Here is a 15,774-nt window from a genome sequence, read left to right as displayed (position 1 = left end):
TTGCTGACTTTAGTCAGATATTCGAGTGGCCGACAGCCGCCGGGGTGGATCTGTGGGACGAGCGGCGCAGCGCCGGCCCGGCCAGAGCCATCAACCCGGTCACGGCGAGGAACCCCGCGCAGCCGTACAGCACCGCCGCAACGTGCGCGACCTCGACGACGAGGCCGAACGCGTTGGCCGTCACCAGCAACGGCAGGCTCTGGACCAGCACCAGCACGGACTGCACCCGGGCCAGGTGGGTGAGCGGTGTGGCGGCCAGGACCAGTGGGCCGATGTGCGTGGCGAAGCAGCCGGCGCCGACACCGACGAGCACACCGGCCAGGACGGCCGGCAGCGGAGCGCGGGCGACCGCGAGCACGACCACGCCGGCGGCGGCCACCAGCAGGCCGACGGCGGCCACCGCTGTGGGACGGGAGGACGCGCCGCGCAGCAGGACCCCCACCGCCACGATGGCGGTGCCCAGCGCCATGGCCGCGACGACCGCGCCGGTGGCCGACGGTGACCAGTCCCGCTCCCGGGCCAGCAGGGGCACCAGTAGCGGGCCGACCGGCAGAAGGAATCCGGCGACGACGCCGGTCACCAGCAGCGCCGCCCGCAACACCGGCACCGACCAGGCGAGGCGCAGGCCGTCCAACGCGGCCGACACCGGCGACCGCCCGTGAGCCACCCCGGCGTCTGGCGACGGCCCATGGCCTGGCCCATTGTTCGGCGACCGCCCGCAGTCCGGCCCGGCGTCCGGCGATTGCTCGGCGGCAGGCCGGATGACAAGCAGGACCACCAGCATCGCCAGGAAGGTGGCGGTGTTGGTCAGGGCCGCCCCGGCGAGCCCGACCACGCCGAGCAGCACGCCACCCAGTGGTGGACCGGCGAACAGCGCGAGTTGCCCGGCGAGTTGCCGGGCCGACATCGCGCGGGCCAGCACCTCCGGCGGTACCAGCCGCCGCGGCATCGAGCCCGAACTCGGCAGCTGGAAGGCGTCCACGGACCCGATCGCCAGCGCGGCGAGCAGCAGCGGCAGCCGCAGGTCGAGCGGTGACCACGCGGCTCCTGCCAGCGCCACGGTGACCACGATCATCGCCGCGGTCGAGGCGAGCAGGACGCGCCAGGCGCCGACCCGGTCGGCCACCGCACCGCCCACCAACAGCAGCAGTACCCGGGGCAGCACGATCGCGGTCGGCACCAGGGCGGCGAACCGAGCCCCCTGCCCGGCCGCCGCCCAGGCCATCGCGAAGGCCATCGCCTGCACGCCGACCAGACTCAGCGCGGTACCGCCCAGCCACATCCAGTACGCGCCCGGCACCGTCGCCCGGTCACCGCTCGTCGCCACCACCACGAACCCCCGCCATCGCCGACCCTCCGACCGGGTCTCGGTGAGGAGCCCGGCCGGCTACCTTCGGCACCCTCCGGCCTCGATCGGGTCGAGGGTCAATCCGCGTCGCCAGGCCGGCCCGTTCCCAACGTCTTGCGGAGCACATAGCGAGCCACGTATGTTAGCGATAACATTGATGGGCTTGGCATGAGCCGCCACCGCAGCGAAACGCGCCGGGTCCGGTCGACGCACGCTGCGCGCCGCGCGTCGACGTCATCGCACCGCTCCTCGCCGCCCGGTCGGCCACCACCCCCGCCGGGTCGGGCGGCGCTCCCCCATGCCACCACGGAGGTCGTGATGCCCTACCCGTCCCTCAACCGTCGCCACGTGCTCCGGGCCGCCGGCGCGGCGGCCGTCGCCGCCGCCGTCGGCCCCACGCTGGCCAACGGCACCGCCAGTGCGGCGCTGCCCCCGGTGCGACCCGACCTCGGCGTCTCCGCGTACGCCTTCGAGCCGGGCCAGGTGCGGTTGACCGCCAGCCGCTGGCTGGACAACCAGAACCGCACGGTCAACTACCTGCGCTTCGTCGACGTCAACCGGCTGCTCTACAACTTCCGCGCCAACCACCGGCTCTCCACCGCCGGTGCCGCGGCCCTCGGCGGCTGGGAGGCACCCAACTTCCCGTTCCGCACCCACTCCCAGGGGCACTTCCTGACCGCCTGGTCGTACCTGTGGGCCGTACTCGGCGACACCACCTGCCGGGACAAGGCCAACCACATGGTGGCCGAGCTGGCCAAGTGCCAGGCCAACAACGGTGCCGCCGGCTTCAACGCCGGATACCTCAGCGGCTTCCCCGAGTCCGACTTCACCGCCGTGGAGAACCGCACGCTCAACAACGGCAACGTGCCGTACTACGCCATCCACAAGACCCTCGCCGGATTGCTCGACGTGTGGCGGTACATCGGCAACAACCAGGCCCGCGACGTCCTGCTGGCGTTCGCCGGCTGGGTGGACTGGCGCACCAGCCGACTGAGTTCCGCGCAGATGCAGGCGATGCTGGGCACCGAGTTCGGTGGGATGAACGCCGTGCTGACCGACCTGTACCAGCAGACCGGCGACACCCGCTGGCTCACCACCGCCCAACGGTTCGACCACAACGCCGTGTTCAACCCGCTCGCGGCCAACTCCGACCAGCTCAACGGGCTGCACGCCAACACCCAGGTACCGAAGTGGATCGGCGCGGCCCGCGAGTTCAAGGCCACCGGCACCACCCGGTACCGGGACATCGCCAGCAACGCGTGGAACATGACGGTCAACGCGCACACCTATGTCATCGGCGGCAACAGCCAGGCCGAACACTTCCGGGCACCCAACGCCATCGCCGGCTACCTGCGCAACGACACCTGCGAGGCGTGCAACACGTACAACATGCTCAAGCTGACCCGGGAGCTGTGGCTGCTGGACCCGAACCGGGTGGCGTACTTCGACTTCTACGAGCGGGCACTGCTCAACCACCTGGTCGGGGCGCAGAACCCGGCCGACAACCACGGCCACATCACGTACTTCACGCCGTTGAATCCCGGCGGGCGGCGCGGCGTGGGACCGGCGTGGGGCGGCGGCACCTGGAGTACCGACTACAACTCCTTCTGGTGCTGCCAGGGCTCGCAACTGGAAACCAACACCACCCTGATGGACTCGATCTACTTCCACAACGACACCACGCTCACGGTGAACCTGTTCCTGCCCTCGGTGCTGACCTGGTCGCAGCGCGGCATCACGGTCACCCAGAGCACCACCTACCCGGTCAGCGACACCACGACCCTCACCGTGACCGGCGACGTCAGCGGATCGTGGACGATGCGGATCCGCATCCCGGCCTGGACGCAGGGAGCGACGATCAGCGTCAACGGCGCCGCGCAGAACATCAGCACCACCCCGGGCACGTACGCCACCCTCACCCGATCCTGGACCTCAGGCGACACGGTGACCGTACGGCTACCGATGCGCGTGATCGTGCAGCCGGCCAACGACGACCCGAACGTGGTGGCACTGACCTACGGCCCCGCGGTGCTCTCCGGCAACTACGGCAACACCGCGCTGGCCGCCCTGCCCGCCCTGGCCACCACCTCGGTCAACCGGACCAGCACCTCGGCGTTGACCTTCACCGCCACCGCCAACGGCTCCACGGTCAACCTGGGCCCGTTCTACGACGCGCACGGGCACAACTACACCGTCTACTGGAACGCCAACGGCCAGTCCCCGGGCACCGGGACGGCGACGTTCCGGCTCGCCAACGTCGCAAGTGGCCTGGTGCTCGGCATCGAGAACATGTCCACCGCCGACGGGGCACCGGCCTTGCAGTGGGGCGACAACGGCACCGCCGACCACGACTGGCAGCTGGTCGTCGACGGCAACGCTGTGAAGTTCCGCAACGCCAACAGTGCCAAGGTGCTCGGCGTGCAGAACATGTCGACCGCCGACAACGCACAGGTCCTGCAATGGTCCGACACCGGCACGGCCGACCACCGGTGGACGATCGTGGACGTCGGCGACGGGTCACACAAGATCCGTAACGGGCACACCGGCAAGCTCCTGGCCACCCTCAACGGTTCCACCGCGCAGGGCGCCCGGGTCGTCCAGGATCCGGACAACGGCACGCCGGACAACCAGTGGCGGTTCGTGCCCAACGGTGCCCGCCGGATCCAGAACCTGGCCACCGGTCTCGTGCTGGGCGTGCAGAACATGTCCACCGCCGACGGCGGCCTGGTGATCCAGTGGGGCGACACCGGCACCGCCGACCACCTCTGGACCGCGATCGTGGACAGCGGCGGCTACCTGCGGCTGCGCAACTCCCACAGCGGCAAGGTGCTGGGCGTGGAGAACGGCAGCAGCGGCAACGGCGCCCGCGTGGTGCAGTGGGCGGACAACGGGGCGGCCAGCAACCGGTGGCGGTTGCGGTACGCCGCGAACGGCTACTTCCGGATCCAGTCCGCCAACGGTGGGCGGGTCCTCGGCGTCACCGGCGCCTCGTCCAGCCAGGGTACTCAGATCGTGATCTGGGACGACAACGGCGCGGGCGACCACCGCTGGCGTTTCATCTGAGCCTGACCCAACATCGCCGAGGCCGCCGGGCGGGACCCACCACGGGTCGTTTCCGGCGGCCTCGGCCGTCGCCCCGGACCGCCATTACATCCACCGTCATCGCTTGAGCATGTTATCGATAACATGCTAGCTTCGGCGAGGAGCACGGGCACGCTCCTGTTTCACGTCACCGGCCACCGGGCCGAGGCGGCCATTCCCGCCGACCCGCCCGGCGGCCTGTCCGGGCCGGCATCCGCGAGACGCCGCGCGCTGTCCATCCGCGCGGAAGGGCACGCCTCGACGGCACCGATCGCCGCGTCACCCAGAAACGGCCGCTGTCATCGGCGACCGCTACATCTCGACCAACCGCGCAACCCGCGCGATCCGCGTTCGGGTCTACCTCGCCGTGCCCGGATCCGGCCATCCGGGCCGGGACGACGACCGTCGAAAGCTGATCCGCGGCGGCACCCCGAACCACCACCATCGAAAGGGCACGTCGATGAAACCCAGAACCACCGGAGGCAGGGTCGTGGGCATCCGACCGCGTACCGTGCTGATGTCCGTCGCGGCCGGTGCCGCGCTACTCGTCTCCACCGCCCTGGTCGCGCCCTCCGCGCACGCCGCCGCCAGCACCCTCGGTGCGGCGGCGGCGCAGAGCGGTCGCTACTTCGGCGCCGCCACCAACTCGTTCCAGCTCTCCAACTCCGCCTACGCCACGATCCTCAATCGTGAGTTCAACTCGATCGTGGCCGAGAACGAGATGAAGTGGTACGCCAACGAGCCCCAGCAGAACTCCTTCAGCTTCAGCGCGGGTGACCGGCTGGTCGCGCACGCCCGGGCCAACGGGATGTCCGTCCGTGGCCACACCCTGCTCTGGCACGCGCAACAGCCCGGCTGGGCACAGAACCTGTCCGGTACCGCGCTGCGTAACGCGGCGATCAACCACGTCACGCGGGTAGCCACCCACTACCGGGGGCAGATCCATTCGTGGGACGTGGTGAACGAGGCGTTCGCGGACGGTGGCAGTGGCGCGCGGCGGGACTCGAACCTGCAACGCACCGGCAACGACTGGATCGAGGCCGCGTTCCGCGCCGCCCGCGCGGCCGACCCGGGCGCCAAGCTCTGCTACAACGACTACAACACCGACGGCATCAACGCGAAGTCGACAGGCATCTACAACATGGTGCGCGACTTCAAGCAACGCGGCGTCCCGATCGACTGCGTCGGCTTCCAGTCCCACCTCGGCACCACCCTCGCCAGCGACTACCAGGCCAACCTGCAACGCTTCGCCGACCTCGGCGTGGACGTGCAGATCACCGAGCTGGACGTCGCCCAGGGTGCCAACCAGGCGAGCATCTACGAGCGGGTGACCCGGGCCTGCCTGGCCGTGACGCGCTGCACCGGGATCACGGTCTGGGGTGTCTGGGACGCCGCCTCCTGGCGAGATGACAACCCGCTGCTGTTCGACGGCAACGGCAACAAGAAGCCCGCGTACACCTCGGTGCTCAACGCGCTGAACAGCGTCAGCGGGCCGAACCCGACCACCGCGCCGCCGACCACCACCGCACCTCCGCCGGGCGGCGGTGCCTGCTCGGCCTCGGTGTCGCTGAACTCCTGGAACGGCGGCTTCGTGGCCACCGTCCGGGTCACCGCCGGCAGCGCCGCGATCCGCGGCTGGACCGTGCGGATCACGCTGCCTGGCGGCGCGGCGGTCACCGGCACCTGGAACGCGCAGGCCAGCGGCAGCACCGGGACGGTGAACTTCGGAAACGTGAGCTACAACGGCCAGGTCGGCGCGGGCGGCAGCACCGAGTTCGGCTTCCAGGGCACCGGCGTCGGCCCCTCCGGCACCCCCACCTGCACCGCAACCTGACCCCACCCCCTACCCCTACCCCGGGCCCGGCCCGGGGTAGGGGTGCTCGTTGATCAAGAAGTTTTGGTCGGGCGTCGAGCTGGACGCGACCAAACTTCTTGATCAACTCGTCGGAGGAGGTCAGCGGCGGGGAGGTGGGGCGACGCTTCGGCGCGCCACCAGGGTCGGGGCGATGGTCTGGCGCAGGGCACCGCCGCTTACCGACTCGATCTGGGTGAGCAGCATCTCCAGGCTCGCCTGGGCCACCGCGCCGAAGTCCGGCCGCACGGTGGTCAGCGGCGGAATGAAGTAGGCGGCCTCCGGCACGTCGTCGAAGCCGACCACGCTGATGTCGTCCGGCACCCGGCGGCCGTGCTCGTGCAGGGCCCGCAGCACCCCGAGGGCCAGGTGGTCGTTGGCGGTGAAGACCGCGGTGACGTCGGGCATCCGGGCCAGCATCTGCCCGCACCGGTAGCCGGCCGCCGCGGACCAGTCCGCCGGCACCAGCGGCGGGATCTCCGCGCCGGCCGAGGTCAGCGCCTCCCGCCAACCCTCGATGCGGCCGGCACTGTCGAACCAGTCCGACGGACCGGAAACGTGCCAGACCGTACGATGGCCGGCGTCGAGCAGGTGCTGGGTGGCGGCCCGGGCACCGGCCGCCTGGTCCACCGTCACCAGCGGCATCGGTCGGTGCGGGTCCCCGTCCACCGTCACCAGCGGCACGTCCTTGGGCAGGCGCTCCAGCGCCTCGCCGGCCGACTCCACCGGCGCGATCACGACGATGCCGGCGACCCGGTGGGCCAGGTGCCGCTCGACCACCGCGGAGATCGACCGATGGTCGAGGTCACGCACACTGCCCACGCTGACCGCGAAACCGGACTCGGCAGCCGTCTGCTCCAGTGCGGCCAACAGCGAGGCCGGACCGTAGAGGGTGGTGTTCTGCGCGACCACCCCGATCACCTGCGACCGGCCGGTGACCAGTGCGCGGGCCGCCCGGTTCGGCCGGTAGCCGAGTTCGGCGATGGCCGCCTGGACACGCAGGCGGGTCTGCTCGCGTACGTTCGGGTGCCCGTTCAGCACTCGCGAGACCGTCTGATGGGAAACACCGGCGAGGCGGGCCACGTCCGTCATGGCAGGATCGCGTACGGCCATCTCAACTCCCCGCAATCCAGTCACTCGCCGCAGCCCGTCGGCGATGACTGGCACGGCTCAGGTACAAAAATCCCCTCGCGCGGTGCCCACGCCGGCCCGTGCCGTCCGGGTGGAGAGCGCTAGATCACGCACAGTCTAGCGCCAGCAGCCGCCCCGGTGACCGCCGGCCCGTCCGCGTCCGCCGCACAGCTTCTTCCGTTGCTTTCTGTTAGCGGTCACACCCTCCCTCCGCCCCGTTCGGCCCGACGCAGATGTGTCGCTCCGAGGGGCTGCTGGGCGAGCAACAGACAATTTACAGGCATTGATGATAGCGATAACATTCCTGTCATCGGAACGGCACCTGCCGACACGTCACGGCGGGAGCCGTGCAGGCCCGAAACAGCGTGACGACCGGCGCCATCCGGGCCCTGCACACCGGCGTCCCGAACGACGACGCGCGTGCCCGGCACGCCAGCAGAGTTCCACGGCCGCACCGCGCCGACCGCCGCGATACCGGCTACCGGTGGCCGAACCGATCACCGCACCGACAAGGAGGAATTCAACGTGCGTAGCGCAAGAAGGTGGCTGACCGCCGCCCTCGGCATCCTGGCGGTGACGCTCACCGCGAGCTTCGCCGACGGGGTCATCTCCCCCAGGCCGGCACAGGCGCTGAACAACGGCGTCGCCCGTACCCCGCCGATGGGCTGGAACACCTGGAACACGTTCGGCTGCAACATCAACGAGACCCTCATCCGGCAGATGGCCGACTCGATCGTCAACCAGGGTCTGCGCGACCTCGGATACAAGTACGTCGTCGTCGACGACTGCTGGTTCGATCCGAACCGGGACGCGCAGGGCAACCTCCAGGCCCACCCGCAGCGGTTCCCGAGCGGCATGAAGGCCCTCGGCGACTACCTGCACTCCCGGGGCCTGCTGTTCGGCATCTACCAGGTTCCGCTGGATCGGACCTGCGCCCAGTACTTCAACTCATTCCCGGGCGCGACCGGCAGCCTCGGACACGAGTACCAGGACGCCCGGCAGTTCGCCGCCTGGGGCGTGGACTACCTCAAGTACGACTGGTGCTCCCCCACCGGCACGATCAACGACCAGGTGGCGCGGTTCAGCATCATGCGCGACGCACTGGCGGCCACCGGTCGGCCGATCGTCTACAGCATCAACTCGAACAGCATCCACGAGAAGACCGGGCCGCAACGCAACTGGAGCGACGTGGCGAACCTCTGGCGGACCACGGAGGACATCACCAACACCTGGGACAGTGGCCAGACCAACGGCTACCCGATGGGCATCCAGAACATCGTCAACGTGAACGTGCCGCTGGCCGGCTACGCCGGACCGGGCGGATTCAACGACCCGGACATGTTGGAAGTCGGCAACGGCGGGATGAACGACACCGAGATGCGCAGCCACTTCGCGCTGTGGGCGATAATGGCGGCGCCGCTGATGATGGGCAACGACCTGCGCTCGGCCAGCACCGCGACGCTTGACATCCTGCGCAACCAGAACCTGGTCGCGATCAACCAGGACACGTTGGGGCTCCAGGCCGTCCAGGTCTCCCACGACGGCACCCGGCGGGTCCTGGCCAAGCGCCTGGCCAACGGTGACGTCGCGGTCGCCCTGTTCAACCAGGGCAGCTCCACCACGACGATCTCCACCACGGCGGCGGCGATCGGCAAGACCGGCAGCTCGTTCACGTTGCTCAACGCGTGGACCAACGGCACCTCCACGAGCACCGGGACCATCTCCGCGAGCGTTCCGGCACACGGCACGGTGGTGTACCGGGTCAGCGGCGGCGGCACCACCAATCCGCCGGTGCCGAACACCTTCCGGCTGCGCAGCGAATCGGCCGGGCGCTGCCTCGACCTCGACAACTCCAACACCGCAAACGGCACCGGGACCCTGATCTGGGACTGCCACAGCAACCCCAACCAGCAGATCACCCAGGACGGCCAGACGCTGCGGATCCTCGGCAAGTGCCTGGACGTACCGACGAACGCGACCAACGGCACCCGGGTGCAGGTCTGGGACTGCCACGGCGGCACCAACCAGCAGTGGACGCTCAACGGCAACGGGACGGTGAGCAACGGCCGCTTCCCGTCGCTGTGTCTGGACGTGAACAACGCCGGTACGGCCAACGGGACCGCGGTGATCCTCTGGTCCTGCCACGGCAACGCCAACCAGCGGTGGAGCCGGGCATGAGCACGGCGGCGCTCCGCCGCGTCGTCGCCGTGCTCGCGAGCGTGGCCTGCACGATCGCCCTGCTACCCGGCGTCGCGCGGGCCGACAACCCGATCGTCCAGCACATCTACACCGCCGACCCGGCGCCGATGCTGCACAACGGCCGGGTGTACCTCTACACCGGCCACGACGAGGACGGCTCCACCTACTTCACCATGCGGGACTGGCGGGTCTTCTCCTCGGCCGACATGGTGAACTGGACCGACCACGGCACCCCGATGAGCCTGGCCACGTTCGCCTGGGCGGACGCCAACGCGTGGGCCGGGCACGTAATCGCCCGGAACGGGAAGTTCTACTGGTACGTACCCGTCCGGCAGCGCTCGAACGGCCAGATGGTCATCGGGGTAGGGGTCGCGGACAGCCCGACCGGGCCGTTCCGCGACGCACTCGGCCGTCCGCTCGTCGGCAACGGCGAGATCGATCCGCACGCGTTCATCGACGACGACGGGCAGGCGTACCTGTACTGGGGCAACCCGAACCTCTGGTATGTCCGGCTCAACTCCGACATGATCTCGTTTTCCGGCGGCCCCACCCAGATCCCGCTGACCACCGCGGGCTTCGGTACCCGCACCGGCAACGCCAGCCGGCCCACCCTCTACGAGGAAGGGCCGTGGGTCTACAAGCGCAACGGGCTCTACTACAACGTGTTCGCGGCGGAGTGCTGCTCGGAGTTCATCGGCTACTCGACGGCACCCGGACCGACCGGCCCGTGGACGTACCGGGGAACGGTCATGCCCCGGCAGGGCTCCAGCTTCACCAACCACCCCGGCGTGATCGACTTCGCCGGTGGGTCGTACTTCTTCTACCACAACGGTGCGCTGCCCGGCGGTGGCGGCTACACCCGGTCGGTCGCCGTGGAGAAGTTCACCTACAACTCCAACGGAACCATCCCCACCATGAACATGACCACCGCCGGGGCTCCACAGGTCGGCACGTTGAACCCGTACGTGCGCCAGGAGGCCGAGACGATCGCCTGGGGGTCCGGCATCGAGACCGAGCCGTCCAGCGAGGGTGGCATGAACGTCGGCTGGATCGAGAACGGCGACCACATCAAGGTCAAGGGGGTCGCCTTCGGCACCGGAGCGACCACCTTCTCCGCGCGGGTCGCCTCGGCAACAAGCGGCGGCCGCATCGAGGTACGGCTGGACAGCGCCAGCGGCCCGCTCGTGGGCACCTGCACGGTGGCCGGCACCGGCGGCTGGCAGAACTGGACGACCACCAGTTGCGGGGTGAGTGGAGCCACCGGTACGCGCGATCTCTACCTGCGTTTCGCCGGCGGCAGCGGCAACCTGTTCAACGTCAACTGGTGGCAGTTCGCCGGTGGCGGTAGCGCCCCCACGGCCTACCGGATCATCAATCGCAACAGCGGACAGGTCGTCGACGTCCAGCAGCCGAACCTCGACAACCTCGCGGTGATCGGCCAGTGGAGCAGCAACGGCAACGCCTGGCAGCAGTGGCGTTTCCTCGACGCCGGCAACGGCAACGTACGGCTCCAGAGCGTGCACAGCGGCAAGTGCGTCGACGTGCGCGACGTCTCCACCGCCGACGGGGCGCAGATCATCCAGTACACCTGCCACGACGGACTGAACCAGGTGTTCAGCTGGCGGTCGACCGGTGACGGCTACCACCAGCTGGTCAACGTCAACAGCAACAAGTGCCTGAACGTGGCCGGCGGCTCCACCGCTCAGGGCGCGGCCCTGGAGCAGCGGACGTGCAGCTCCGCGTCAAGCATGCAGTGGTCCCGCGCCGCCTGATCCTAGGCGCGCGGACGGATGCCGGGTGGGTCCTCCCACCCGGCATCCGCGTCTCCGGTCCTCGCCGGTGGCCGGATTGCCCTACCCCGGAATCTGGTCGGAGGTGGGTTGCGCACGTCCTGTAGGTCACGTCGCCACGCGGTGGCGGAGGGTCCGTAGGGCGCGAGGTGGGTTGCGCGCGTCAGCAACAGCCGTTGCCGGACAGCGGTGCCGGCACGTCCTGCCGGCACCGATCAGGGAACGCCCGCACCCCCGGCTCCGGTAGCGGTCCAGTGGCGAGCTGAACGAGGCGGTGTGGAGGCCGGACGAGAAGGGGCCTGTCGTCCGCTCGGCGGGCAGACGACAGGCCCCAGCCTGTGGGTGACCAACCGGCCCCGACAAGTACAGGTCGGGCCGGTCACCGCTATCTCACGGCGTGGCCAACTCGAACCGGCGCACCGTCACCGCTCCGCCCAGCGCCTGGGTGGCGTAGTTGAAGACGGCGAACCGGTAACCCATGAAGAACGTCCAGTTGTTGTTGAGCGTCAGGGCGTTGCCCAGCGGGACGAAGGTGACCCCGTCGGTGCTGTACGAGAAACGCGCCTGCCGGCCGGTGCCGGGTCGGATGTCGGCGTTGGCCCGCAGCCAGATCCGTCCGCCGGAGACCGCGGCGCTGGCGATCTCGCTGCCGGTGCTGCTGGTGTCCCAGTTGCTGTTCATGTTCAGCCCGTTTGTCATGACCACCCTGGTGGCACCGTTGTCCCGCCGTACGCCGATCCACGCCGAGACGTCCCGCAGCATGGCCAGGCCGGCGCGGTCGCCATCGCGCATCGTCGAGTAGTCGATCTCGACCGTGCCGGTCGAGGTCGGCCCCTGGATGCGGTGGGTGATCGTGTTGCGTGCCCGGTAGAGGTCGTTGGTCACGGTGGCGGTCTGTAGACGAAGCCCGTTGTTCACCGACCACCGACTGTTGTCCGGGTTGTGGTTCCACTCGTACTGCGGGCCGAGGGTGGTGCCGGCGAACGTGTCGACGCCGGTGAGCGGCTTGACCGGACGCAGCGGCAGCGGGTTCGGGTAGTTGACCCCCCAGGCCCCGTTGACCGTCTGCACCTGCGGCCAACCGTCCGCGGTCCAGGTGATCGGCGCGAGGGTCGGCATCCGGCCGCCCGGGTACGCGTCGGTGAACGCCATGTAGTACCAGGAACCGTTCGGAAGCTGCACCAGCCCGCCCTGGTGGGGCACCCCGCCGCCGGAGATCGGGCCCTGCATGTTGAGCAGCACCTGGCGCTGCTCGTACGGCCCGAAGGGGCCGTTTGTGGACTTGAGCACGTACTGGCCGTTGGCCGGGCGGGTCAGCCAGATGTAGTAGGCACCGTTGCGCTTGTAGAAGCGCGCACCCTCCAGGGTGCCGATGCTCGACGGGGTCTGGTAGACCTGCTGGGCCCGGACCTGACTGCGCCCGTCGGCGGAGAGCTGAGCCACGCTGATGGTGCCGTTGCCGTACGCGACGTACATGGTGTCGTTGTCGTCGATCAGCATCCCGGCGTCGTAGTAACACTGCGGCAGGGTCGCGTGCCGGCTCCAGGTACCGTCGACGGCCGTCGCGGTGTAGATGTGGGTCTGGGCGAAGTTGATGCACCCGGCCCAGTAGTAGGTCTGGTTGCTCGGCCGGTAGTTCAGCGTGGAGGCCCAGATGCCCTCCACGTACGCCTGTTGCCCGGCGGGCAGGTCGTACTTGGTGCCGAAGTCCAGACGGGGTACCGAGTGCCCGGCGAACTCCCAGTTCACCAGGTCGTACGAGCGCAGGATCGGGGCACCGGGCGAGTAGTGCATGGTGGAGGCGGTCATGTAGTACACCTCGCCGACCCGGATGACCTCGACGTCGGCGAAGTCCTGCCAGACGACGGGGTTGGTGAAGCTGCCGCCGGGGGGCGGGTCGGTGGGGTTACCGCCGCCATCGACACGGACGAGTTGCCACTGCTGGTTGGCTCCGCCCCAGTCGTCGTACTGCACGATGTTGCCGCCGTCGGCGGTCGAGGCGTTCTGCACCTCCAACACCTTGTTGGAGTTGCGGTTGATCAGTCGGACGTAGCCACCGGCCGAGTCGGCCAGCCGGAACTGCTGGTTGGTCCCGTTGTGGTCGCTCCACTGCACGATCGACGCACCGTTGGCCGTGGAGAAGTTGTACACGTCGAGCACCTTGCCGGAGTGCCGCGAGCGCAGCCGGTAGTAGCCGCCGCCGGAGTCGACGAACTGCCACTGCTGCCAGTTCCCGTCGTTGCGGGACCACTGGGTGATCCGCGCCCCGTCGTTCGTGGCCTGGTTGTAGACGTCGAGCGCCTTGCCGCTGTTGCGGTTGACCAGCACGTACCAGGCGTTGGTGTCGACCGTGGCCGCGGCGGCGGGCGATGGCGCCACCGCGGCGAGGGAACCGCCCACCACCATCGCCGCCAGGATGGCCGCCGCGCGCGACAGCCAGCCGCGCCGGCCCGGCGCGGTCCGTGGGACCTCACCATTGGCAATCATGATTCTCCTTCAGGATGCGAGCAGAACGAACAGGACGGTCCCTCTGCGGCCTACGCCGTCGCTGTTCCGGTACGGCGTGTGATCGCTAACATGACCGCTCTGCCCAAGGGAGAGATCAGGTGACCACCAGCTTCACAGCAACGTGGCGCGTCCCGGACGGCCACAGATATCGTCCGTCTTCACTACGACTGTGAGCGATAACACGGGCTTCGTCAAGACGTAACACCGACGACTCACGTACGGCTCGCAGGAGTCTGCTCGCGGTCCCCGGCCGACGGGGTGGCGCACCGGCCGGGGACCCTGCCACGCGCAGGCGCGGGCAGTCGCTGGCGTGGCCTACGGGGCCGCTGCGGCCGGTCCGCCACGCCAGCGTCGGATGGTGGTCAGAACCCCCGGGCCAGCCGGTAGTACGCCTGGTTCCAGCGCAGTTCGTCGGCGAACCGCCGGGGATCGGTGTCGGCGTCGATGACGACGAGTTCGGTACGGCTCATCTCAGCGAGGTCGTGCAACTCCTCCACCCCCACCGCCTGGGACAGCACGGTGTGGTGCGGAGCGCCAGCGGTGATCCACGCCTCGGCGGAACCGGGCAGGTGCGGTCGTGGCCGCCAGACCGCCCGGGCAACCGGCAACCGGCGCAGTGGATGCGGCGGAGAGACCACGTCGACCTCGTTGGCCACCAGCCGGAAACGCTCGCCCATGTCCGCCAGGCCGAGCACCACCGCCGGCCCCGGCGCGGCGTCGAAGACCAACCGGACCGGATCCTCCCGACCACCGATGCTCAGCGGATGGATCTCCACGTTCGGCACGTCACCGGCGATCGACGGGCAGACCTCGAGCATGTGGGCACCGAGCACCAACTCCTCGCCCGGGGTGAGGTCGTAGGTGTAGTCCTCCATGAACGAGGTGCCGCCCTCGGTGCCGGCGGCCATCGCCTTGAGGGTGTGCACCAGCACCGAGGTCTTCCAGTCCCCCTCACCGCCGAAGCCGTAGCCGTCGGCCATGAGTCGCTGCACCGCGATGCCGGGCAGTTGACGCAGCCCGCCCAAGTCCTCGAAGTTGGTGGTGAAGGCGCGGAAGCCACCGGCGTCCAGGAAGGTACGCAGACCCAGTTCCAGCCGGGCGGCGTACCGCAGCGAATCGTGCCGCTCACCGCCGGGTCGCAGTTCGGCGGCGACCCGGAAGGTGTCGTCGTACTCCTTGACCAGATCGTCGATCTGCGCCTCGGCCACCTCGTCGACCACCCGCACCAGGTCGTTGACCCCGTACGTGTTGACCGAGACCCCGAAGCGCAGCTCCGCCTCGACCTTGTCCCCCTCGGTGACGGCCACGTCGCGCATGTTGTCGCCGAAGCGCGCCAGCCGCAGCGAACGCATCGCCGACCAACCGATCGCCGCCCGGGTCCAGGCCCCGACGCGGGAGACCACGCGGGGGTCCGAGACGTGCCCGGCGACCGTCTTGCGGGCCACCCCGAGCCGGGTCTGGATGTACCCGAACTCCCGGTCGCCGTGCGCGGCCTGGTTGAGGTTCATGAAGTCCATGTCGATCTCGTCCCACGGCAGCAGGACGTTGGCCTGGGTGTGCAGGTGCAGCAGCGGCGTCTGCAACGCGTCCAGGCCCGAGATCCACATCTTCGCCGGTGAGAAGGTGTGCATCCAGGCGATCACCCCGACCGCCCCCTGCGTCGCGGCATCCCGGCAGGTCCGCAGGATGTCGGCGCTTGTGGTCAGGACCGGCTTCCAGACCACCCGGGCGGGGATGTGCGGCGATTCGTCGAGCAGCGCGGCGATCTGACGGGACTGGTCGGCCACCTGCCGGAGCGTGTCCTCGCCGTACATTGCCTGGCTTCCGGTGAGGAACCAGACCTCGGGTTCAGGGTGTGTTGCCAT

General features: G+C 69.5%; 8 protein-coding genes. 4 read left to right on the top strand and 4 right to left on the bottom strand.

Features of this window, described 5'->3' with window-relative positions; genetic code table 11:
• Positions 1-13: 13 nt before the first annotated feature.
• The gene (locus AB0J93_RS10620) at positions 14-1,327 is read right to left on the bottom strand and encodes an MFS transporter (RefSeq protein ID WP_363920383.1); all 1,314 of its coding nucleotides are present in this window, start codon (positions 1,325-1,327) and stop codon (positions 14-16) included.
• 339 nt (positions 1,328-1,666) lie between these two features.
• Between AB0J93_RS10620 and AB0J93_RS10615 the strand changes: the two genes are divergently transcribed.
• Together AB0J93_RS10615 and AB0J93_RS10610 are read left to right on the top strand one after the other, a co-directional pair.
• Positions 1,667-4,411 (top strand): beta-L-arabinofuranosidase domain-containing protein, encoded by a 2,745-nt coding sequence (locus AB0J93_RS10615; RefSeq protein ID WP_363920381.1) that lies wholly within the window; start codon positions 1,667-1,669, stop codon positions 4,409-4,411.
• A 535-nt stretch (positions 4,412-4,946) separates the two neighbouring features.
• The gene (locus AB0J93_RS10610) at positions 4,947-6,263 is read left to right on the top strand and encodes an endo-1,4-beta-xylanase (RefSeq protein ID WP_363920883.1); all 1,317 of its coding nucleotides are present in this window, start codon (positions 4,947-4,949) and stop codon (positions 6,261-6,263) included.
• A 120-nt stretch (positions 6,264-6,383) separates the two neighbouring features.
• Here AB0J93_RS10610 and AB0J93_RS10605 read toward each other — a convergent pair whose 3' ends face one another.
• On the bottom strand, positions 6,384-7,373 hold the full coding sequence (locus AB0J93_RS10605; RefSeq protein WP_363920881.1) for a LacI family DNA-binding transcriptional regulator: 990 nt from the start codon (positions 7,371-7,373) through the stop codon (positions 6,384-6,386).
• Between the two features lie 699 nt (positions 7,374-8,072).
• Between AB0J93_RS10605 and AB0J93_RS10600 the strand changes: the two genes are divergently transcribed.
• Both AB0J93_RS10600 and AB0J93_RS10595 read left to right on the top strand, forming a co-directional pair.
• Positions 8,073-9,590 (top strand): ricin-type beta-trefoil lectin domain protein, encoded by a 1,518-nt coding sequence (locus tag AB0J93_RS10600; protein WP_363920879.1) that lies wholly within the window; start codon positions 8,073-8,075, stop codon positions 9,588-9,590.
• Positions 9,587-11,383: a family 43 glycosylhydrolase gene (locus AB0J93_RS10595; RefSeq protein WP_363920379.1), complete on the top strand. Its 1,797-nt coding sequence runs from the start codon at positions 9,587-9,589 to the stop codon at positions 11,381-11,383. The genes AB0J93_RS10600 and AB0J93_RS10595 overlap by 4 nt, the downstream gene beginning before the upstream one ends.
• A gap of 408 nt (positions 11,384-11,791) precedes the next feature.
• On the opposite strand, the gene AB0J93_RS10590 is transcribed toward AB0J93_RS10595, so the two are convergent.
• Together AB0J93_RS10590 and araA are read right to left on the bottom strand one after the other, a co-directional pair.
• Positions 11,792-13,888, bottom strand: coding sequence for an RICIN domain-containing protein (locus AB0J93_RS10590; protein WP_363920377.1), 2,097 nt, complete (start codon positions 13,886-13,888; stop codon positions 11,792-11,794).
• Positions 13,889-14,271: 383 nt separating this feature from the next.
• A complete protein-coding gene (gene araA, locus AB0J93_RS10585) occupies positions 14,272-15,774 on the bottom strand; it encodes an L-arabinose isomerase (RefSeq protein ID WP_363920375.1) in 1,503 nt (500 codons plus the stop codon).

Source organism: Micromonospora sp. NPDC049374 (assembly GCF_040677165.1).
Classification (GTDB): domain Bacteria; phylum Actinomycetota; class Actinomycetes; order Mycobacteriales; family Micromonosporaceae; genus Micromonospora.
The sequence above is the reverse complement of the archived record's forward strand: the minus strand, read 5'-3'. Positions and strand labels throughout refer to the sequence as shown.

Bases quoted from the DNA above. Each gene is read 5' to 3' on its own strand.
- AB0J93_RS10615 (WP_363920381.1), top strand. From the start codon at position 1,667: ATGCCCTACCCGTCCCTCAACCGTCGCCACGTGCTCCGGGCCGCCGGC.
- AB0J93_RS10610 (WP_363920883.1), top strand. From the start codon at position 4,947: ATGTCCGTCGCGGCCGGTGCCGCGCTACTCGTCTCCACCGCCCTGGTC.
- AB0J93_RS10605 (WP_363920881.1), bottom strand. From the start codon at position 7,373: ATGACGGACGTGGCCCGCCTCGCCGGTGTTTCCCATCAGACGGTCTCG.
- AB0J93_RS10600 (WP_363920879.1), top strand. From the start codon at position 8,073: ATGGGCTGGAACACCTGGAACACGTTCGGCTGCAACATCAACGAGACC.
- AB0J93_RS10595 (WP_363920379.1), top strand. From the start codon at position 9,587: ATGAGCACGGCGGCGCTCCGCCGCGTCGTCGCCGTGCTCGCGAGCGTG.
- AB0J93_RS10590 (WP_363920377.1), bottom strand. From the start codon at position 13,888: ATGATTGCCAATGGTGAGGTCCCACGGACCGCGCCGGGCCGGCGCGGC.
- araA (WP_363920375.1), bottom strand. From the start codon at position 15,774: ATGGCAACACACCCTGAACCCGAGGTCTGGTTCCTCACCGGAAGCCAG.